This is a genomic window from Micromonospora sp. NPDC050200, from assembly GCF_040656135.1.
Taxonomy (GTDB): domain Bacteria; phylum Actinomycetota; class Actinomycetes; order Mycobacteriales; family Micromonosporaceae; genus Micromonospora.
Map to the genome: position 1 here is coordinate 1 of NZ_JBFALG010000088.1, position 19,885 is coordinate 19,885.

Here is a 19,885-nt window from a genome sequence, read left to right on the forward strand (position 1 = left end):
GTCCACATTCAGCAGGATCTCCAGGTCCAGGTGACGGTAATCGTCGCTGTCCGCCGGAAGAACCCGAACGCCCAACGACCCCGACCGCAGCATCGGCCCGTCGGTCAGCCGCCACTCGCCACCCACCTCGGCAAGCATCGGCGCGGCAAGCTCCAGCACACGCTCGGCAGGGAGGGGCTGTGGTGTCGGCCGCGGGTCGATCATGGTGGTTCAGCGTACCGGCAACGCTCGGTGCCGTGGGCCGAGCAAGACCGTGAACGTTTGTGGTCAAGGCACTAGACCGGCCTTGCGTGTCTGTCGCCTTGGCAGCGGGATGCCAAGGCGACAGACACGCATGCAGCCATGCCAGCGACGAGGTGTTCGTCCGACGGTCAGGCGATGCGCCTGGCGAGGCCGCCGCGGTGAATACCGCGGCGGCCAGCGCGACATCGGAGAGCAGCATCAGGCCGATGGCGTACGAGCCCTGCGACCCGTACACCCAGCCCATCACCAGCGGTGGAACGAAACCGCACACGAACACGAAATCGCAGTCCAACGCCCCGTACTCGACCTCCATGTAATCCGCGTACGCGTCGAACACCACCGCAGGTGCCGGCACCACCCGAGCCTTCAACCCTTTCACCCGCGCCTCGTTGACGTTGTCGCCGCGGGGTACCACCGCGACCTCCCCGGCACGCAGCCGCAGATCCGCGTGCCGCAGACCAAGAGCTTCCCCCAGCCGCAACCCGGTCTGATCCAGCAGCACCAGCAGGAACGCGCGCTCCAATCTCGCACGAAGTCGATGACCTGTCCGGTCGACAGCCCCGGCAGCGCACCCTCCAGTGGCCCAGGCAGCCAGGTCAGGAACGTCCGGGCGCATCGCAGGTAGTGCTTCACCGTGCCCGCGGCCAGCCCGCGTTCGTCTTCCAAGTACCGGCGGTACTCACTCAACAGCACATCCACCGGCGTCACCGCGACCATCACGGCAGGCGGCGGGACTACTCCCAACCGGCGCAGATACCCCAGCAGCTGGGCCAACGCCCGCTCACTCGCCCCGGCCCGGACGCCGGACGCACCCGCAGAAAGTCCTGCACGACCGCGCTGGTCAACTCGCCCGTGACCAGCTCACGGTCGACCAGCCACCGGCTCAGATGCGCCAGCCGGTGCACATCGTCGACGATCGTGTCTGTGGCGAACCCCTTGGCTGGCCAAGTCCTCGCGTAGCCCGTCGGCGAACGGCGCGAGCGGGCCGTCCACCACGATCCGTCGGCGACATCGCGCAACATCATCCGAGTCCATGATCTTCTCCTGTTTGTCGATGGGCCCCTCGACCAGACACGAGAAACCGCCAGCCACGGCGGACAGCCGCTGCGCAATGCCGCACAACCCACCACGGATCAGCTCACTGACCGGGACCTATCAAGCACAACCCGGCATAACCGCCGGCTCGTCATAAGGCGTGCATTCGGTCGGGGTGCAGCGGCAGTACACGGGCACGGCCGGGCGGATCGAAAGCAGCCAGGTCGGGGTGTTCCTGGCCTACGCCGGCCGGGACGGGCACACCCTGATCGACCGACGCGTGTATCTGCCGGCGTCGTGGACTGATGACCGGGATCGGTGCCGGGCCACCGGCGTGCCGGACGAGATCGGATTCGCTACCCGATCCGAGTTGGCCGCCGACATGATCACCGCCGCTGCCCGGGCGGGCGCGCCGGCGGGGTGGGCCGCCGCGGACGAGGCATACGGCAACAGCAGTGCCTTCCGCGCCCACCTGCGCCAACACCGGCTCGGCTACGTCTTGGCGGTGTCGCGCAGTTACCTGGTACCCCTCGATGGCGGCAAAGTCAGGGTCCGCGCCGACCAGGTCGCCGCCGGACTACCCGACTCGGCGTGGCAACGCCGTTCAGCCGGCGCCGGATCCAAGGGACCGCGGTTCTACGACTGGGCCTGGCTCGACCAGGTCACCACCGGTTCTGCCATTCGGTCATGCCCTCGACGACCTTGTCCGTGATCGTGGAGATCGTCTGCCGGGAGATGTCGGCGCCGTAGACCTCGGCCAGGTCCGCCTGGATCTCCCCTGTGGTCAAGCCTTTGGCCGACAGGGAGGTCACCATGTCGTCCACCCCGGACAACCTGCGCTGCCGCTTCTCACGATTTGCGGAGTGAACGAGCCGTCCCGGTCCCGGGGCACGTCGACCTTGACCGGGCCGACGTCGGTCAACACCGTCTTGGTCCGAACACCGTTGCGGGAGTTCCCGCCGTTCTTACCCGCCGGGTCGCCCTTGTCATACCCAGGTGGTCGGTGATCTCACCGTCCAGCGCTGACTTCAGGACCCGCTTGGTGAGCTGTTGCAGCAGTCCGCCATCGCCGGTCAGCTGCAACCCGGCCGCCCTGGCCTGCTCCACCAGCTGGGCGACCAGCTCCGCGTCGAACCCCTCCGCCGGTCGCCCCCCCCCGGCCCGTTTTTCGCCACCGCGGCAGAATCCACGGCGGTTTATCGATTCTTTGGACATCAGGTGCTGCTCCTTGATCAGGAGTTACACCGTTCGTCCCAGTCCCGGCTACCAAACCCGGAGCGGTTCAGCCGTCGCCGTTCCGCTCGTCGGGACGGTACGACTGACGGCTGATCGCCCGATCAAGGGAGACGCCAGGTGAGACCGAGGGCGTGCTGCCGACGCTGCCCGGGGGCCAGTGGTGGCGAGCTGCCGGTGAGAGCACAGTCCCACGGTCCGAGGCCTCCGGGCAGGGCGAATCCCACGGACCACGCGGGGCGTGTCGCCGAGCAATCGCGACGCACCCTCGCAGAGGGCGGCCAGCCGAAGTATTGACACCGGCGAAGACGATGCCCCAAAGTTGCTGGCCTAGTCCAGTATTCTGTGCGGTACTCCACACGAAGGTGGATCAAATGGGCACGAGATCGAGATTGAGAGCGGCGCTGTCGCTGCTAACGGTGGTGACGCTGACGACCGGCCTGCTGGTGCAGGTATCCGAGGACGTCCAGGCGGCCGGCATCCAGGCAGTCGGCGGGCAGACGGCCAGCGAAACGACGGCTAGCGACCAGCGCGGCTCCCGCGATGACCTGACCTTGCCCGATGGCTACGCCGATCGAGTGAACCACGCGCTGGACCAGGGTTCCGACCAGTGGGGCGAGAAGTTGCTCGGCCTGCCGGACGGTCCGACGCTGGACAACGTCAAGCCGCTGCTGGTGCCGGCCAACCACGCCGGTACGACGGATGCCGCCTCGCCCTGGTACTACCTGCCCTTCACCTATCCGGCGCCGGACCCCACCCGATGGGCCGAGGAGCGAGACTTCTCGCTGCACGTCGCAGACGGTAGCGAGCTGATGTCGCAATGGTCGGACTCGCGGGCGACCCAGCGCGTCCGCTTCTTCGTCGGTGCGAACGGGGCCGAGCGCTACGGCCAGGCCGAGGCCAGGTCGGACGAGCCCCGCCTGACCGGCGGATATCTGCCGATCCTCGCCAACTCCTACCGTGACACCGCCGGGGTCCGCTACGAGCGCGAGTCGTTCGTCACCGCGCTCACCCCGGGCGGCCCGGCAGTCAGCATGCTGCGGTTCGTCGTTAACGGGCCGGCGAACGCGCACCCGCGGCTCCGGCTCAACCTGAGCCGTGACAAGGCGGCGGATGTCGTCGCCAAGCCCGGGCTGCTGACCCTCGGTGGGAAGACCGTGGTCGCGTACAGCGGCGCGGCGACCTGGTCCGTGCCCGACCTGACCTTCGCGCCTGACCTGAGCCGCGGAAAGGCCGAGTTTTACCTGGTCGTGCCGAACGAGCCGGCCGAGCTCGCCGCCGTACGCCCGTCCGCAGAGCTGTACGACTCCGCGAAGTCCCGCACCAGCGACTACTGGACGGCGCAGCTCAACGCTGGCGCCAAGGTCAAGATTCCGGAGAAGTACGCCGCGGACGCCATGCGCAGCACCCTGCTGAACAACCTGGTGATGGGCTTCAACCTGACCGTCGGGAACGGCTACGAGTCGCTGGACAAGTCCTTCGCCTGGGTGCCGGAGATCGCGGCGACGGTCACCTCGCTCGGCGACTTCGGCTACCAGGACAAGGCGCGCGCGAACCTCACCGAGATGCTGCGCCGCGGCCAGGGCAGCTTCTTCGTGTCCTGGGAGCGCGGGATCAAGCTGCAGACGGTGGCGACGTACTACCTGCAGACCAACGACGCGTCGTTGCTGCAGGAGAACCTGCCGACGTTCCGCGACTGGCTCGCCGACTTCAAGCGGCAACGCGTCGCGGACCCGAACGGTCTGCTGGCCAAGACTCGCTACGCCTCCGACATCCCGGAGCCGGTCTATGGCCTGCACCACCAGTCCGAGGTCTGGCGCGGGCTGCGCGACCTCGGTGTCGCGTTGCGGCTGATGGGCCGTGACGACGTGGCGAAGCCGTTCCTCGACGAGGCGGCCGGCCTGCGCTCGTCGCTGCTGAGGGCGGTGGAGAAGTCGAAGACGGCGTTGCCGGACGGCTCGATGTTCGTGCCGATCGCCCTGCTGGACCCCGCGTCGTCGAAGCCGTACGACAAGGTCACCACCGACTTCCTCGGCAGCTACTGGAACCTGATCATGCCGTACGCACTCGCGACCGGGCTGTTCGAGCCGGGCAGTGCGACGGCGACCGGGCTGCGGGACTACCTCTACAAGCACGGGTCGCTGTTCCTCGGCCTCACCAGGTTCAACCTGTCGAGCGCCGATCCCGGTGTCTGCCAGAACCTCCGGCCCAACCAGTGGCCGGCGGTGCCCGGGTACAAGTCCAGCGGCATCGACCAGCAGTACGGCTACTCGCTGATGCGATTCCTGGCCGACAATGCCGAGTCCGATCGCCTCGACCTGAGCTTCTACGGGATGCTCGCGCACGACCTCACGCCGAACACCTTCGTCGGCGGCGAGGGCGCCACGATCTCGCCGTGCCCGCAGTTCGGTGAGTACTACCGGTCGCAGTACTGGCCGCCGTTGTCGCCGAACAACGCCACCTACCTGGAGGCGATGCGCGGTCTGCTGGTCAGCGAGGACCTGGACGCCAACGGCGTGCCGACCCGGCTGCACCTGGCACCGGCCACGCCGCGGCCGTGGCTCGCCGACGGGGAGCGGATCGAGGTCTCTGACCTGCCGACCTCCTTCGGCAACGTCGGCTTCGCCTCCACCTCGGAGCTGGCGAACGGTCGGCTGACCGTGCGAGTCGACCCACCGCAGGCGGTTGCCGGACGGGCACCGCTGACGGACGTGGTGCTGCATCTGCGCGCGCCGCGCGGTCACCAGCTGACCGGGGTTACCGTCGACGGCCGCGCAGTGACGTACGACGTCGCGCGTGAGCTGGTCGACCTCGGCCGGCCGACGACGGCGGTCACGGTCCGGGCGACGTACAAGACGACGAAGGTGGGCGACGCGCCGAGCGCGGAGGCCACGAAGATGGCGACCCCGCGTCCGTTGCTGGAGCCCGGTGAGACGTCTGCGCTGGACCTCGAGGTCGAGGCGCTCGGGCAGGGCACGGTCAGCGGCACCGTCGAGGTCGGCGTTCCGGCCGGGTGGACGGTCCGCGACTCGAAGCTGCCGTTCAGCGTGAGCAGCAACCAAAAGCTGACCTGGTCCGACCTCGCGACCTCGGTTCAGGTCCCCGCTGACGCGGCGCCCGGGAACTACCGGATCGACGTGGTCACCCGACCGTCCGGCGGTACGGCGCGGACCACCTCGCTTTCGGTCCGGGTCGCCCGGCCGGACGCGGCGGACTACGCCGCGCTGGTGAAGCGGGACGCGCCGGTGGGCTACTGGCCCCTCGACGACGCCGCGGGCCAGCCGGTGGCCGATGCCTCCGGCAACGGAAACAACGGTGCCTACCGTGGCCGCGTCGGCCGGTCCCAGCCAGGGGCGATCGCCGACTCCGCCGACACCGCGGTCCGGCTGGACGACGGCTACGCCGAGATTCCGGACAGCGCCTCGCTCAGCATTACCGGCGCCTACACGCTGGAGGCCTGGGTCAAGGACGCGGCGGGCGGCCCGCAGGGCATCGTCGAGAAGTACGACGGCGGCGACTGCCTGCCGTCGCGCAACGGCTACGCCTTGCGCCTGGTCAACGGCAACAAGCTGCAGGCGCTCACGATCGCCGACCAGGCGCAGCTCGGCGCGACCAGCCCCCGCAGTGTCGAGCAGGTGCAATGGCATCACGTGGCGGCGGCGTATGACGGGACGACGCTGCGGACCTACCTCGACGGGCAGTTGCAGACGTTCACCCCGATGGCCAAGGCGCCGACCAACGGCGTGGGCAGCCTCAAGCTGGGCGCGCGTGGAGACGACGCGGCGGACCGCTTCGTCGGCGGCCTGGACGAGGTCGCGATCTACAACAAGGCCCTGACCCCGGCCCAGATCGACTCCCACTACGTCAAGGGCGTGCTCGGCAACCCCGGACAGCCGCCCAGCGCGCAGCAGCCCGGTCCGGTGCAGAGCAGCGCGTCGGCGGCTCCAGCGAGCTCGGCGCCCGCGCAGCCGGCGGCGACTCAGCAGCTGGCGGTCACCAGCGAGCCCGCCTATGCGGCGCAGGTGGTGGCCGACAAGCCGGTCGGCTATTGGCGGCTGGGTGAGCGATCCGGCACGAGCGCCGAGGACTCCTCCGGCACCGGCAACCGCGGTACCTACACAGACGCGGTGACACTGGGCCGCCCAGGCGCGCTGACGGGCGATCCGGATACCGCCGCCGAGCTGACCGGTGGCTACATCGCCGTACCGGATTCGGCCTCGTTGAGCGTCAGCGGCTCGTTCACCCTCGAGGCATGGGTGAAGGTCAATGACGTCTGCGGGCAGTACAGCGTGGTCGAGAAGTACGACGCACCCGCCTACAACGGCTACCTGTTGCGCGTCCTGCCCGGCGGCAGGATCAGCGCCCTCACGTTGGCTGGAGCCGGGCAGTTGGCGTCGGTCGAAGGGCAGACGGTGGTCTCGCCGGACGAGTGGCATCACCTGGCCGCGGTCTACGACGGGTCGACCATCTCGGTCTACCTCGACGGACGGCTCGACAGCTCGGCCGCCACGAAGGTGAGCCCGACCGATGGAGCCGGAAGCCTCAAACTCGGGGCCCGCGGCGACGACGCCGGTACCCGGCTCGCCGGGCTGCTCGACGAGGTTGCCGTCTACGACCATGCCCTCACCGCCGAGCAGATCGCGCAACACTACTCGGTCGGTACCACGGGTTGATAACCAACGTCACTGGGCTTCGGTGTCGGGCCAGGGCTCCGACAAAGTCGCGCAGTGCACGGCTTGATGGGGTGGTGCACACGTATCCTTGCTGACGGTAGTGGCGGGCATGACCGGTCTGGTCATGCCCGCTCTGCCATGACTGCTGATCTCGTCGTTGTCCGGTGACCGGTTGCCACCGAGGGCGACACCACCGCCGGGCCCGCCGCGTTGGCGGACCTGCCGGATCCCGCGCTCGCCGAGGGGTACGGCACCCTGACCCGTAGTGGTGACCCGCAGCGGTGTGCGCCGCGCCCCGGCCAGGGATTCCTTCTGTACCGCGGCGACCGTTACGAGATCCTGATGCACGTGATCGGGACCCGCCGCAGATGACACGGCGGGTCCCGATCACGTCAGCGCCAGCTAACCGGATCAGATGAAGATCGTGCGGGCCGGGTCTATGAACCGCACCCTCGCGGGATCGGTGAACCCGGTCGCGACGATGACGGCGTAGCCGTACGGCGAGGCGGCGAAGCCGAGGTCGTTGTGCCAGGCCTTGACCTGGCCGTCGGTCTGAATCAGCGCGATCTCGGCGAGGCCGTCGCCGTCGAGCGAGGCCTTCCGGCTGCCGCCCTGAACCGGCAGGCCGTTGACCCAGCTGAGGTTGATCGAGTACATGTGGTCCCGACGTCCGCGCCACCTGGGCCGCAGAGTCCCGTGTTGGCCTGGGTCATGAAAGCATTCGGCGTCGGCGTCCAGGGGCCGGTGACCGCCGGCGCCGTGGCGTACGACGTGTAGTAGCCGCAACTGGCGAAGGACCACCGGAGTAGAACAGCACCATCTTGTCGTCACGCTGGACCAGGTCCCGGCCTCGATGATCTGACCTGCTGGAACGGTCAGCATCGCGGTCGTCGGACCGACCAGGGTGGTGCCGTTGTTGGTGACCTGGCTGACCCAGAGCGTGGACGGCTGGTTGATTGCGTTGCCGTCGTTCTTCCAGGAGAGGTAGCGCGTTCCGTCCCGCGCGACGAAGGTGTTCGCGTCGATCGCGCCGCCCTGGTTGAGGGGGCAGATGAGCGGCCTCGACCCATAGGGCACGAACCCTCCGATCGGCGAATTCGCGAACGCCACGCCGATGCACTGACGACCGGAGGCGGCGTCCTGGGCCGTGTAGGTGAGCGTCAGACTGCCGTCAGGGTTGGGTTGAACATCGGGAGCCCAGGTCCTGCCTGCGACGGCCCTGCCGGGTCCGCCCGGCATCGCGTCACCGAGGACCTGCCAGGGCCCGTCGATGGTGGGCGCTGGCAACTGGGAGGTGCCTGAAGTCGTTGGTGGCGTAGGCGTACCACGTCTGGCCGATGCGGACCACGTCCGGGTCCGCGAACCCCTGCGCGATGAGCTCCTTGGGGCCTTCGGCTACGCCGGTGGCGGCGCTCGGGCCTGCCACGACCGGCGCGGCCGGAACGACGAGAGCGAGGACGGCCAGCACTGCGAGCCAGACTGCGCGGGCCTGGCTGCGGCGGGTGGGCGGGATACGCATGCGGATCTCCCTTCGGCCGTTGCTTCTGGGGGCACGACCACATACCGGACTAGGCCAGTCTCGTGAAGGTCGGTTTGAGCGTTGTCAATGGCTCGCTACACTCAGTGACTCGGGCTCCTGCCCGCCACCGGCTGCCCTCCAGCAAGTCGACCAACTCCTCGCGTCCGCCGTCGCCGGACGGACCGGCCAAGCCAAACTGCCCGCATGCCGGCCGATCCGCGCGGGTGTGCGAGTGCTGCCTACGGAGCGGGATCTTGCGGGGGCGCCAGAGTACGCCCGGCGGCGACGCCAGGCCTTCGAGTTGCCCGAGCCGCACAGGAGGGTCGTCGAGCCTCAGCTCCTGGCGGTGGCCCGCGCGCAACACAGTTGCCTCTGTCTCCTGCGGGCGGCTGTGGACGCTCAGGCCGTGGCAGGCCGCCCGCACCTGCCGTTCGCGGGCAGGGGGTTGACGTGGTCAGGTGTGACATGGATCCTCATTACCGGTATAGACCAGAGGGCCGCAATCGATCCTCAGGGAGGCAATTTCGTGCGAGCATCGACCCCGCCCCCGACGGCCGGCCTCGCCCTCCGACCTGACCAGACCGCCGGACTCCGTGTCGATCAGTCGTTGCGGCGGTCTGCTCACCGCGCGCCATGCCGGGACACCTACCGACAACCACGGCTGGCCCACATCACATGAGTTGAGGTTCGATGTTTCTGTTGCGCTCGTTTCGTGGCCTTCACCGCACCGGCGTACTGGCCGGATCGGTCGCGCTCGCCATCGCCCTCGTGAGCCCTCCGCCGGCCCGGGGGGCGCCCGAGCGTCCTGACCGGGTGGGTGCGGCGAGTATCCTTCCGACACCACAGCGGGTCGAGCCGCGTCCGGGATCTGTCGTCCTGTCCGGCAGCGTGGACGTCGTCGCGGGTGCGGCCGTCGATCCGGCGGCCCGGAAATCGCTGGTGGACGTGCTCGGCGCGCGCGGGATTACCGCCAGGGTGGTCGCAGGCGTGGATCCGTCGACAACGAGACCGGTGATCTTCCTTGGTGGGCCGGGCGAGACGCCGGCGGCCACAGAAGCGCTGAGTGCTTTCGGGGTCGAGGGACCAACGGGGCTGCCCGATGAGGGGTATGTACTGGCGGCCGGGCCCGACCGGATCGGCCGACCGCGGATCATCCTCTCCGGCGTGGACGGTGCCGGCACCTTCTACGCCGTTCAGTCACTTCGCCAGCAGCTCGTGTCGGAAGGCTCCCGGGTCGCCGTCGACGGTGTGGCGGTGCGTGACTGGCCGGGTTACCGGATCCGTGGGGGCATGGAGTCGTTCTACGGACCGGTGTGGTCACAGGAGGACCGGCGCTCGCAGATCGAGTTCCTGGCCCGGCACAAGATGAACCAGTTCTTCTACGGACCGGCGGACGACCTGCGTACCGGATCGCACTGGGATTCTCTGTACGACGAGGCGGAACTGGGCCGGCTGAAGGAAATTGTCGACCTGGCGACGTCCCGTCATGTCGACTTTGTGTACCGGATCTCGCCGGAGGCGCCCCTGGCGCCCGGCCGGGGGATCTGCCACGTGCGCGACGCCGATCGGGCCAAGCTGCTGGCACGCCTGGCGCAGTTGTGGGAGATCGGGGTTCGCAGTTACGTCATCGCCTGGGACGACGTGTCCGGCAACTTTGCGTGCCAGGAGGACCGGGACGCCTACCAGGGTGATCCGTCGCCGCTTGCGGTTGCCCAGGCTGGGGTCACCAACCTGGTCCAGCACGAGTTCATCGAGAAGCACCTCGACGCCACTCGCCTGGTGGCCGTGCCGACCGAGTACTGGGGCATGACCCGTACGCCGTACAAAAACCGGTTCGACGAGTTGTTGAGCACCGACGTCGACCTCTACTGGACCGGGCCGGAGGTGGTCTCGCCGAGCATCACCCGGGACAACCTCCGGGCCGCTCGGGACGCCTGGCCACGGCACCGGATCATGCTCTGGGACAACTACCCGGTCAACGACTACAGCCCCAACCGCCTGCTGCTGGGCCCACTGGTGCACCGTGACGCCGGCATGGCAGGCGACGTCATCGGCATCTCGTTCAACGAACTCGTCCAGAACCAGGAGGCCTCGCACATCCCCCTCGGTACGCAGGCCGACTACGCCTGGAACCCTGGGGCCTACGACCCGCAGCGATCATGGACGCGCACGCTCCAGATCGTCGGCGGCGACGCGTATGAGGAGCTGCGGCTCTTCGCGGAGAACAACCGGTCCAGCGTCCTCGACAACACCGCACGGCCGGAGGTCGCCGTGCTCATCAACCGGCTCATCGCCGACTACTCGGCGGGCCGGCCCGTGGGCGACGAACTCGATCAGCTCGACGGTGAGATGCGCCGGCTGGCGGAACTCCCCGCCACACTCCGGGCGCAGCTCGACAGCCCCGCGCTGCTCAAGCAGATCGGGCCCTGGCTGGACCGCGTCGGAACGACCGGCCAGGCGGGTCGGGCGGCCCTGGGCATCCTCCGGGCGCAGGACCGGGGGCACGGCGAAGCCGCCTGGCTGGCCCGGCGGGAGCAAGCGCGTACCCGCGGCATCCTCGACCGGATGTGGTACCGGATCAGTCCCGGCCCGATCGACGACCTGCTCAGCTTCGCGGCAGGCCAGAGCGACGGCTACATCGGTGACCGCTGGTACGGCGACCTCGGGGCTCCCACCGGCCTACCGGCTGCCGGCCAGGGGTCCGCGCTGGGCAACCTGACCGACCGGCGCGACGACACGGCCTACATCGCGGCCGGCAAGCCGCAGGACGGCGATGCGATCACGGTTCCGATCATCAAGCCGCACCGGTTGTCGGCGGTGACCGTGGTGCAGGACGCGATCGCTCCCGCAGACGGCGTGATCCAGGCGTTCGTCGATGGCGCCTGGGTGGATCTCGGACCGCTCGCTGACGGGTTCACCAAGGTGCCGGCGGCGGACCTGGCGGCCAGCGCGGTACGGATCCGGTGGGCGTCGGGCAGCGCGGCCCCGCGCATCTACGAGATCGTCCCGCACTACTCCGACGTGTTCAGCGGTACCGTCTCGGTCGATCCGCCGGGGTCGCTCATCGCGCCTGGCAAGACGAAGCGGTTCCAGGTCGCCTTCGAGGTGTTCGCGGACCACCAGTTCAGTGGCCAGGTGACCGCCACGGGCCCGGATGGCTGGACCATCGGCCCTGCGACGCAGGTGTTCCGTGCCCAGCCGGGTGGGCGGACCATCGCCGCGAGCGTGCCGGTGGAGGTGAGCGTCCCGGCCGGCGCGCAGCCGGGGCGCTACCAGGTCACGGTGGTCTTCCACGAGGACGGCGCGGTGCCGGTGAACGTGTCGCTGCCGATCCTGGTCGGGGAGCAGAGCTACCCGAATCTCGTGACCGGAGCGGACCCGGCCGGCTACTGGCGGCTCGGCGACACGGTCGACTCCAGCACCGCCGTGGACAGCTCTGCCAGCGGGCAGAACGGGGCCTACATGGCCGGCGCCCACCCCGGCGTCGAGGGTGCGGTCGCTGGTGACCAGGCGGCGGACCTCTCCGCCGGGTACATCGACGCGCCGCGAAGCCCGCGAACCGACCTCCAGGGCTCTTTCACCCTCGAGGCCTGGGTGAAGCTCGACACGCTCGCCCCGGCGCCGGGGCAGGCGGTCATCGAGAGTTACACCGGGCCGGCGATCAACGGGTACGCGCTGAGGGTGACCGACGGCGTCCTGCAGGCGTGGTCGCTCGGCGCTGCCGGGAAGGGGTACGGTCTGGTGACCGGCCGTACCCCGCTGACGCCGAACCAGTGGCACCATGTCGCCGCCGTCTTCGACGGGTCACGACTGACCGTGTACCTCGACGGCGTCGCGGACAACAGCGTCGCAACGTCGGTGTCGCCCGGCAGCGGTACGGCGAGCGTCAAGCTCGGTGGCCGCGGGGACGACACGTACCAGCGGCTGCAGGGTGACCTCGACGAGGCGGCGATCTACGATCGCGTGCTGACCGCGGCCGAACTTCAGGCGCACTACCTCACCGGTCTCGGCTGACCGGCGCTCCGGATGCGCGTCAGCCGCCCTGGGACGGGGGGCTGACGTGCATCTGGATGGCGTAGCGGTCGCCGCGGTAGAGCGACCGGCCGTACTCCACGACCTTTCCCATGTTGTCGACCGAGATGCGCTCGATCAGGAACGCCGGGTTGTCCTCGGCGACTTCGAGCCGTTCCGCCTCGGTGTCGGTCAGCCGGGCGATGGTGACGGTCTGCCGCGCCGACTCGAGCCGTACCCCGAAGACGCGGCCCAGCACCTCGTACAGCGAGTCGTCGCGCTCCATCACCTTCAGCAGGCTGGGGAACCGCGCCGCAGCGAGGTTCGTCCGCTCCAGCGCCATCGGGATGCCGTCCGCGGTACGGATCCGCTCGATGTAGTGGGTCGGGTCGCCCGGGGCGATGTCGAGGCTGGCGGCGACCAGGCGGGTGGCTGGGCGGGTGCGGGCGCGGTACGACTTGGCACCCGGTGTCATGCCGCGCATCCGCATGTCCTCGCTGAACGAGCGGAAGATCTCCGAGTGGGTCAGTGTGGGATGCTGCACGAAGGTCCCACGTCCGGGCACCCGCCGGACCATTCCCTTCGACTCCAGCGCGTCGATGGAGCCCCGGACGGTCATCCGGGCGACTCCGAACCGTTCGGCGAGGACCCGCTCCGAGGGCAGCAGCGCCCCGTCCCGCGAGTTCAGGACCATGGCGGTGAGGACGCCCCTGATGTGCTCGCCCTTGCCACCGCTGTGCTCCGCCGGCAAAGACTCGAGCGCCCCGTCGCTCGGCTCGTGTCGCGTCCTTGGCACGGACCAGCTCCCCTTCCCACGCAATTGAAGCCATCGTACGGGCAAACGCCCGGACGGCTGGTGAGGTCAGCGCAGCCATTGACCTCCGGTCTATACCAGTATTAACCTCTGCTAGTCCGCCACGTCCAGCGGGTGGCGGCCACGACGATCGGAGATGCGATGCCCAGAAGACGCGGTGTGTTGGGGGCGGCAGCGCTGCTCGCCTTCACCCTTACTGCGTGTGCACCAGGCAGTGGGAGCGGCAGCGATGCCGTCAACCTGAAGGTCTGGGGCTGGCGCCAGGAGGACGTCGCGGCGTACAAGAAGATCTTCCAGATCTACGAGAAGGCCCACCCGGGCGTGACCGTGGAGTACGTCCCCTACAAGAACACCGAGTACGACACAATCCTCAAGACCGGGCTCACCGATGCCAACGGCCCCGACGTCGCGCAGCTGCGCTCCTACGGGCTGCTCCAGCCGCTGGTCGGCTCTGGCAGCCTGTTGCCCCTCGACGACCAGGTCGACAAGCTGAGCGGCTTCCCGAAGCCGATCCTCGACGGCGCGAAGGGCGAGAAGGACGGGCGCGTCTACGGCGTTCCGTTCGCGATCCAGACGTTGCACGTCATCTACAACAAGAAGATCTTCGCCCACAACGGCATCGCCGCCCCCACCACCTGGGCGGACATGATCGCGGGCTTCGACAAGCTCAGCAAGGCCGGCGTCACCCCGCTGGCGAACACCGTCACCGACAAGTGGATGCTGCCGATCGAGCAGGAGATCTTCGGAGCCACCACGTACGGCGGCCCCGACTACCTTACCAAGATGCTCAACGGCTCGGCGAAGTTCACCGACGCGCCCTGGGAGAAGTCCCTCGAGACCTGGAAGAGCACCCAGAAGTACTGGCCGGCGCAGGCGTCCGGGGTGAGCTACGCCGACGCGCAGGCACTGTTCACCTCCGGCCGGGCCGCCGCGTTCCCCGGTGGCGTGTGGGAGATCGCCGGGTTCAAGAAGGCCAACCCGCAGCTGGACCTGGGCATTTTCAACGTGCCGCCCGCACCTGGCGCGGCGGTCGACAAGACACTGGTGCCCGGCTACGTCGACGGGTCGTTCGGCGTCTCGGCGAAGTCCCGTCACCGGGACGCAGCGCTGGACCTCGTGCGGTGGATGGCGACCGAGGAGTTCGGCAAGGCGCTGTCCACCGAGCTCCAGCAGATCTCCCCGGTACCGGGCGTCGAGCCGCAGGACGAACTCCTGGCCGAGGCGCTCAAGGGATACCAGGCGAACCCGAGCCCGTACGTCACCTACGCGTACTTCTCCGGCGGCACACCCACCGCCTGGGACCTCGCCTCCGAGGCGTTCTCCGACTACGTCCTCGACCGAAGCAACGCCGCTGACGCGGCCGCACACATCCAACGAGGGGTCGATCAGTGGTTCCGGCCCAAGAACTGACGGTCCGTCCTGCCCGGCGGTCACGCCGCCGGGCAGGACGGGTCTCGGCAGTGTGGATCACGACCTTCTGCCTGCCGGCGTTCGCGCTCTACGGCCTCTTCCTCGTGGTACCGCTCGTCACCGCCTTCTACTACGGGCTGTTCCACTGGGACGGCACCCGCCAAGGGGAGTTCGTCGGGATCGGCAACTACCGGGAGATCTTCACCCGCTACCCGCTGCGCGACGAGATCCCCGCTGCGCTCGGACACAACGTGCTCTTCTTCGTCGGCACCATGGCGATCCAGAACACCATCGGGCTCGGCCTGGCGGTGCTCCTGCACCGCAACCCCTGGGGCAAGCGGCTGTTCCAGACGCTCTTCTCGCTGCCCTACCTGATCAGCCCGCTGATCGTCGGGTACATCTGGTCGCTTCTGCTGAGCCCCACCTTCGGCCCGATCAACTTCGCGCTCGGAGCGGTCGGCCTGGACGCGTGGGCCCGGCCGTGGCTCGGCGAGCCGGACCTCGCGCTGCCGGTGCTGATCCTGGTCAACGCCTGGCAGTGGATCGGCGGACCGATGCTCATCTTCGGCGCCGCCTTGGCCGGTATCCCTCAGGAGCTGGAGGAGGCGGCCGCGATGGACGGCGCGTCAGCGGCCCGGGCCTTCTGGAGCATCCGGTTCCCGCTCCTGATTCCGGCGGTGGGCGTGATCACCGTGCTGACGTTCATCGGATGCTTCAACATCTTCGACCTCGTCTACGCACTGGGCGGTTCCGACGGCGGCCCCGGCGGTGCCATGGACGTGCTGGGCCTGCTCTACTACCGGACCGCCTTCCGAGGCGGCAGCAACGCGATCGGAGAGTCATCGGCGTTGGCCATGCTGATCTTCGTGCTCATCTTCGGGGTCTCCCTCGCCTTGGAGCGGGCGCTGCGCCGCCGGGAGGTCCACTAGATGAGCACCCTGCGCACCGCCCCCCGCACCGCATCGGAGCCCAGGGCCGACGATATCCCACCCCCGCGCGGCACGCGCCAGCAGTCGCTGCTCCGCACCGCCGGCAGCCAGCTCCTCCTGTGGGCCTACGCCGCGATCGCCTTCGGCCCGCTGCTGCTGGTGCTGATCGGATCGCTGCGGCCCAATGCGGAGATCCTCCGGACACCGGTCGGGCTGCCCAGCTCGTTCGACCTGACCAACTACACCCGCGCGTGGCAGACCGCGTCGATCTCGATGTACTTCATCAACTCCCTGACCGTCACCTGCGCCTCGGTGGCACTGTGCGTCAGCGTGTCGGCGATGGCCGCCTACGCCCTGTCCAGGTGGAAGTTCCGGGGTCGGGCCCTGCTGGCGGCGTTCTTCCTGTCCGGGTTGATGATTCCCGCGAAGCTCGGCCTGCTGCCGGTGTTCTACATGTTCCAGTCGATGGGTCTGATCGACAGCCGGATCGGGTTGGTGCTGCTCTACGCGGCGAGCGGAATCCCGTTCTCGGTCTTCGTGATCATGGGCTTCATGCGGGGGCTGCCCGGGGAACTGGAGGAGGCCGCCCGGATCGACGGGGCGAACGAGGGCCGACTGTTCGTGTCGGTCGTCCTGCCCCTGATGCGGCCGGCGCTCGCGGTGGCCACGGTCTTCCAGTTCGCGCCGACCTGGAACGACTTCTTCTATCCGCTGGTGCTGCTCCGCAGCGGGGACAAGTACACGATCCCGGTCGGGCTGACCCGGTTCTTCGGCGAGTTCGCCGCCGACCGCGGCACCCTGTTCGCCGGACTCGTGATCGCCCTCGTGCCGCTGGCCGTGGTGTTCGCACTCGCGACCAAGCAGATCGTCGCGGGCCTGACGGCAGGGATGTCGCGTTGACCACGACGATCACCATCGACGGCGGAAAGTCGGAGCTTCGGCTGCTGCTACGTACCCCGGCGGGCCGCCAGCTCGGCGTCGGCCCGGGCTTCTCCTACCGTTCCCACGAGGACGGTGTCGACCGGATCCTGGCCGCGGTTCGTGGCGCCGCGGCGACGATCTCCCTTCCGGCACAGGTGGCGGGCGTGGTAGCCGGCCTCACTGGCGTACCGGGGGAACACGCTGAGCGGCGGCGTCTCGCCGTGGCCCTCGAGCGGCAGCTCGGCGGCCCGGCCGTGGTCGTGGAGGACAGCCTCCTCGCACACGCCGGCGCTCTCGGCGGTCCCGGCGTCCTGCTCTGTGTCGGGACCGGGACGACCGTGCTCGCGGTGGGCGCCGACGGCGACCATGCCCGGCTCGACGGCTGGGGTCCCCACCTCGGTGACCGCGGCAGCGCATACGCCATCGGACTGGCCGGAATGCGTGCCGCGACCGCGTCCTACGACCAGGTCGGGCCGGCAACCGTGCTGGTCGACCGCCTCGTCGCGGCGCTCGGCGGCGTCGACCTGGCCTCGCTTCAGCGGTACTACCGGGACCCGGTCATGATCTCGCGTACGGCTGCCTTCGCCCGCGAGGTGCTCGACGCGGCCGCCCAGGCCGACCCGGTGGCGGGCCGGATCTGCGCCGAGGCCGCGACTGATCTCGCCGACGCGGCGCAGGCGGCAACCGGCCGGCTCGGTCTCAGCGGGGCAGCACGACGCGTGTCCTTCAGCGGACGGCTGCTGACCCCGGAAAACGCTCTCCACCAGGCGCTGTCGGCCGAACTCAAGGCCAGAGGGCTGCCCCTGGTCACGCCCAGAGCGGAGCCGCTCGACGGCGGACCGGCGCTCCTGAGCGGTGCCGCCCCCTACGCACGCCTGCTGGCGTCCCAGGAATCCGGTGGCGACGCATGAGGGTCGGACACGGGGTGGCACGTCTCGAGGTCGTGCCCGGAGAAGCCATGGGTGGGTACGCCGACCGCTCCGACGGCGTTCAGAACGTGCTCGACCCGCTGGAGGTCCATGTCGTGACCTTCGCCGACGAGGGCCACCGGTTCGCGCTGGTGGTCGCGGACCTGATCTGCGTCAACGTTGACGTCGTCGACCGGATCCGGACCGCCATGCGAGACATCTGCGTGCAGTCCTGCTGGGTCGCCGCCACCCACACCCACGCGAGCCCCGAGGCGGGCTGCAGCCCCGGCGGCGAGGCCACGCCACGGCACGTCGCCGACCGACTCGAAGCCGCATCGCTCGTGGCCGCGCGGTCCGCCATGGCGTCCGAGCGTGCCGCCAGAGTCGGCTCCGCCCGCACGCTGGTCCCCAAGCTGGCGGGTCACCGCAACATCGCCGACCCGGGTCCCCTGGACATTCCCGTCGACACCATCGTGGTCACCGCAGGTAGCGACGTGGTGGGGCTTGTCGTGGTCTCACCGGTCCACCCGACCATCCTCCCCGCCGACAACAACCATGTGAGCGCGGACCTCAACGGCGGCATCCGCCGGGCGCTGTCCACACCGGACAGGTGGGTGGTCGCCGCCACCGGTGCGGCCGGCAACATCAGTACCCGGCACACCCGTCAGGGGCGGGGGCTTGACGAGGTGAATCGGCTCGGTGCCTGGCTGGCCGACCGGGTCGAACCGGTGTCGTCGCGGGTCGGCAGGGGTACCCCGACGCCCGTACGCCCGCCGGTCTCGCGAACAGTGACGCTTGCGCCGAAACAGCCAGCGGAGCTCGACGCCGCCGTGCGTCAGACTCCGCAGCCCGGCGTCGGAAACGAACGCATCCGCTGGGTTCTGCAACAGGGACTGCGGATCGCGGAGGAACAGGCCGCCCGCCGGCGCACGGAACCGTACGTGATCGACGTGGAGGCGGTGGACCTCGACGGGGTCACCATCGTGGCCGTTCCCGGCGAACTATTCCTGGAGCTGGGCGAAACGATCCGTTCCGCAGCGCCAGACCAGGTAGGGGACATCATGGTCCTCGGCTATGCGAACGGCTACCTCGGCTACCTACCCACCCGTGACACGCAACCCTGCTACGAAACCTATGCCAGTCCGGTCACCTCGGGCAGCGGCGAGATCGTCGTCGAGGCCGCCGTAAAGGCCGCCGTAGAGGCCGCCCGCGATCGTGAACATTCCAGGAGGATCAGTGCCTGAACCTGCCTACGCCAATATCGCCCGGACCGCACTCGAACAGGTCCTGTCAGCACAGCTCGACGCCATCGAGGCAGCGGCCGGGCTCGTCGCCGACGCCATCGCCGCCGGCGGTGTCCTACAGGCGTTCGGGACCGGCCACTCGCGGATCGTCACCCTCGAACTCGCGGGGCGTGCCGGCGGGCTCGCCGCCGTCAGCATGCTGGCGGTCAAGGATCTCGTGATGTTCGGCGGCGCCGACCCGGGGCCGATCCTCGACCCGACGTACGAGCGCGAGTCTGGCCTCGCCGAGCGGATCTACCACCTCGCCGCACCCTCCGAGCACGATGCCTTCCTGATCGTCTCCAACTCCGGCATCAACGCCGCCGTCATCGAGATGGCGGCGCTGGCCCACGAGCGCGCGCACCCGATCGTGGCGGTCACCTCACTGGCACACACCCGCTCGGCCGGCGCCCGTTCGACCCAGGGACCCCATCTCGCTGACTTGGCGGATGTGGTGATCGACAATCACGCGCCGGCCGGCGATGCGGCACTGGAGATCACCCCAGGAGTTCGGATAGGGGCGGTTTCGTCGTTCACCGGAGTCCTCATCGCGCAGCTACTCACCGAACTGGTCTGCCGCCAGATGCTGGGCCGCGGCATCGACCCGCCCGTCCACGTATCCGCGAATCTCGCTCAGGGCGACGTACACAATCGCGTCCTCTATGAGCGGTACCGCGATCAGGTCCGCCCGGTCGAACCCTGATCCGCGACGGACAAAGGCTTTCAGGCGTCGGGGGAGAAGGTGATACCCGGTCAGGATGACCGAGTCGACGTGAGCTCCCAGAGAACACCAAAGTGGCCAAGCCGCTAACTTGATCTTTAACCCGTGCGGCGTGGCCGGGGATTGACGGACTTCGTCTTCGTTGCGGTCGGTGTCTTGGCGTTCGGGGTGGTCGCGGTGTGGAC

General features: G+C 69.1%; 12 protein-coding genes and 3 pseudogenes. 9 read left to right on the forward strand and 6 right to left on the reverse strand.

What is annotated here, in order from left to right; all coding sequences use genetic code 11:
* Both AB0I41_RS32070 and AB0I41_RS32075 read right to left on the reverse strand, forming a co-directional pair.
* A partial coding sequence (locus tag AB0I41_RS32070) for a hypothetical protein (protein ID WP_357114543.1) occupies window positions 1-204 on the reverse strand: 204 nt, incomplete at its 3' end.
* A 319-nt stretch (window positions 205-523) separates the two neighbouring features.
* Window positions 524-859, reverse strand: a pseudogene (locus AB0I41_RS32075) (tyrosine-type recombinase/integrase); the annotation flags it as partial.
* A 576-nt stretch (window positions 860-1,435) separates the two neighbouring features.
* On the opposite strand from AB0I41_RS32075, the pseudogene AB0I41_RS32080 reads away from it, so the two are divergent.
* Window positions 1,436-1,933 (forward strand): annotated as a pseudogene (locus AB0I41_RS32080) (IS701 family transposase); the annotation flags it as partial.
* A 16-nt stretch (window positions 1,934-1,949) separates the two neighbouring features.
* On the opposite strand, the pseudogene AB0I41_RS32085 reads toward AB0I41_RS32080, so the two are convergent.
* Window positions 1,950-2,400: pseudogene (locus AB0I41_RS32085) on the reverse strand (transposase); the annotation flags it as partial.
* A 485-nt stretch (window positions 2,401-2,885) separates the two neighbouring features.
* Here AB0I41_RS32085 and AB0I41_RS32090 point away from each other — a divergent pair.
* On the forward strand, window positions 2,886-7,184 hold the full coding sequence (locus tag AB0I41_RS32090) for a LamG-like jellyroll fold domain-containing protein (protein WP_357114521.1): 4,299 nt from the start codon (window positions 2,886-2,888) through the stop codon (window positions 7,182-7,184).
* Between the two features lie 411 nt (window positions 7,185-7,595).
* Here AB0I41_RS32090 and AB0I41_RS32095 read toward each other — a convergent pair whose 3' ends face one another.
* Window positions 7,596-8,423 carry a family 43 glycosylhydrolase gene (locus AB0I41_RS32095; RefSeq protein ID WP_357114523.1) on the reverse strand — a complete coding sequence of 276 codons (828 nt, stop codon included), beginning with the start codon at window positions 8,421-8,423 and terminating at the stop codon, window positions 7,596-7,598.
* Between the two features lie 4 nt (window positions 8,424-8,427).
* The gene (locus AB0I41_RS32100; RefSeq protein WP_357114525.1) at window positions 8,428-8,703 is read right to left on the reverse strand and encodes a hypothetical protein; all 276 of its coding nucleotides are present in this window, start codon (window positions 8,701-8,703) and stop codon (window positions 8,428-8,430) included.
* 690 nt (window positions 8,704-9,393) lie between these two features.
* Between AB0I41_RS32100 and AB0I41_RS32105 the strand changes: the two genes are divergently transcribed.
* A complete protein-coding gene (locus AB0I41_RS32105) occupies window positions 9,394-12,717 on the forward strand; it encodes a beta-N-acetylglucosaminidase domain-containing protein (RefSeq protein WP_357114527.1) in 3,324 nt (1,107 codons plus the stop codon).
* A gap of 19 nt (window positions 12,718-12,736) precedes the next feature.
* Here AB0I41_RS32105 and AB0I41_RS32110 read toward each other — a convergent pair whose 3' ends face one another.
* Window positions 12,737-13,510: a GntR family transcriptional regulator gene (locus AB0I41_RS32110; RefSeq protein ID WP_357114529.1), complete on the reverse strand. Its 774-nt coding sequence runs from the start codon at window positions 13,508-13,510 to the stop codon at window positions 12,737-12,739.
* A 159-nt stretch (window positions 13,511-13,669) separates the two neighbouring features.
* Between AB0I41_RS32110 and AB0I41_RS32115 the strand changes: the two genes are divergently transcribed.
* Genes AB0I41_RS32115 through AB0I41_RS32140 form a run of 6 tightly spaced genes read left to right on the forward strand, consistent with a single transcriptional unit; the run spans window position 13,670 to window position 19,682 of the window.
* Entirely contained in the window at window positions 13,670-14,938 is a 1,269-nt protein-coding gene (locus AB0I41_RS32115) for an extracellular solute-binding protein (RefSeq protein WP_357114531.1), read from the forward strand.
* 50 nt (window positions 14,939-14,988) lie between these two features.
* Window positions 14,989-15,867 carry a sugar ABC transporter permease gene (locus tag AB0I41_RS32120; protein WP_357114533.1) on the forward strand — a complete coding sequence of 293 codons (879 nt, stop codon included), beginning with the start codon at window positions 14,989-14,991 and terminating at the stop codon, window positions 15,865-15,867.
* Entirely contained in the window at window positions 15,868-16,767 is a 900-nt protein-coding gene (locus tag AB0I41_RS32125; protein ID WP_357114535.1) for a carbohydrate ABC transporter permease, read from the forward strand.
* Window positions 16,764-17,699, forward strand: a complete 936-nt coding sequence (locus AB0I41_RS32130; protein ID WP_357114537.1) for a BadF/BadG/BcrA/BcrD ATPase family protein — start codon at window positions 16,764-16,766, stop codon at window positions 17,697-17,699. The genes AB0I41_RS32125 and AB0I41_RS32130 overlap by 4 nt, the downstream gene beginning before the upstream one ends.
* A 14-nt stretch (window positions 17,700-17,713) precedes the next feature.
* The gene (locus tag AB0I41_RS32135) at window positions 17,714-18,940 is read left to right on the forward strand and encodes a hypothetical protein (RefSeq protein ID WP_357114539.1); all 1,227 of its coding nucleotides are present in this window, start codon (window positions 17,714-17,716) and stop codon (window positions 18,938-18,940) included.
* The gene (locus tag AB0I41_RS32140) at window positions 18,933-19,682 is read left to right on the forward strand and encodes an SIS domain-containing protein (RefSeq protein ID WP_357114541.1); all 750 of its coding nucleotides are present in this window, start codon (window positions 18,933-18,935) and stop codon (window positions 19,680-19,682) included. The genes AB0I41_RS32135 and AB0I41_RS32140 overlap by 8 nt, the downstream gene beginning before the upstream one ends.
* The last annotated feature ends 203 nt before the right edge of the window (window positions 19,683-19,885 follow it).

Coding starts and splice junctions, on each gene's coding strand:
- AB0I41_RS32090 (WP_357114521.1), top strand. CDS start 2,886: ATGGGCACGAGATCGAGATTGAGAGCGGCGCTGTCGCTGCTAACGGTG.
- AB0I41_RS32115 (WP_357114531.1), top strand. CDS start 13,670: ATGCCCAGAAGACGCGGTGTGTTGGGGGCGGCAGCGCTGCTCGCCTTC.
- AB0I41_RS32100 (WP_357114525.1), bottom strand. CDS start 8,703: ATGCGTATCCCGCCCACCCGCCGCAGCCAGGCCCGCGCAGTCTGGCTC.
- AB0I41_RS32095 (WP_357114523.1), bottom strand. CDS start 8,423: ATGCCGGGCGGACCCGGCAGGGCCGTCGCAGGCAGGACCTGGGCTCCC.
- AB0I41_RS32125 (WP_357114535.1), top strand. CDS start 15,868: ATGAGCACCCTGCGCACCGCCCCCCGCACCGCATCGGAGCCCAGGGCC.
- AB0I41_RS32105 (WP_357114527.1), top strand. CDS start 9,394: ATGTTTCTGTTGCGCTCGTTTCGTGGCCTTCACCGCACCGGCGTACTG.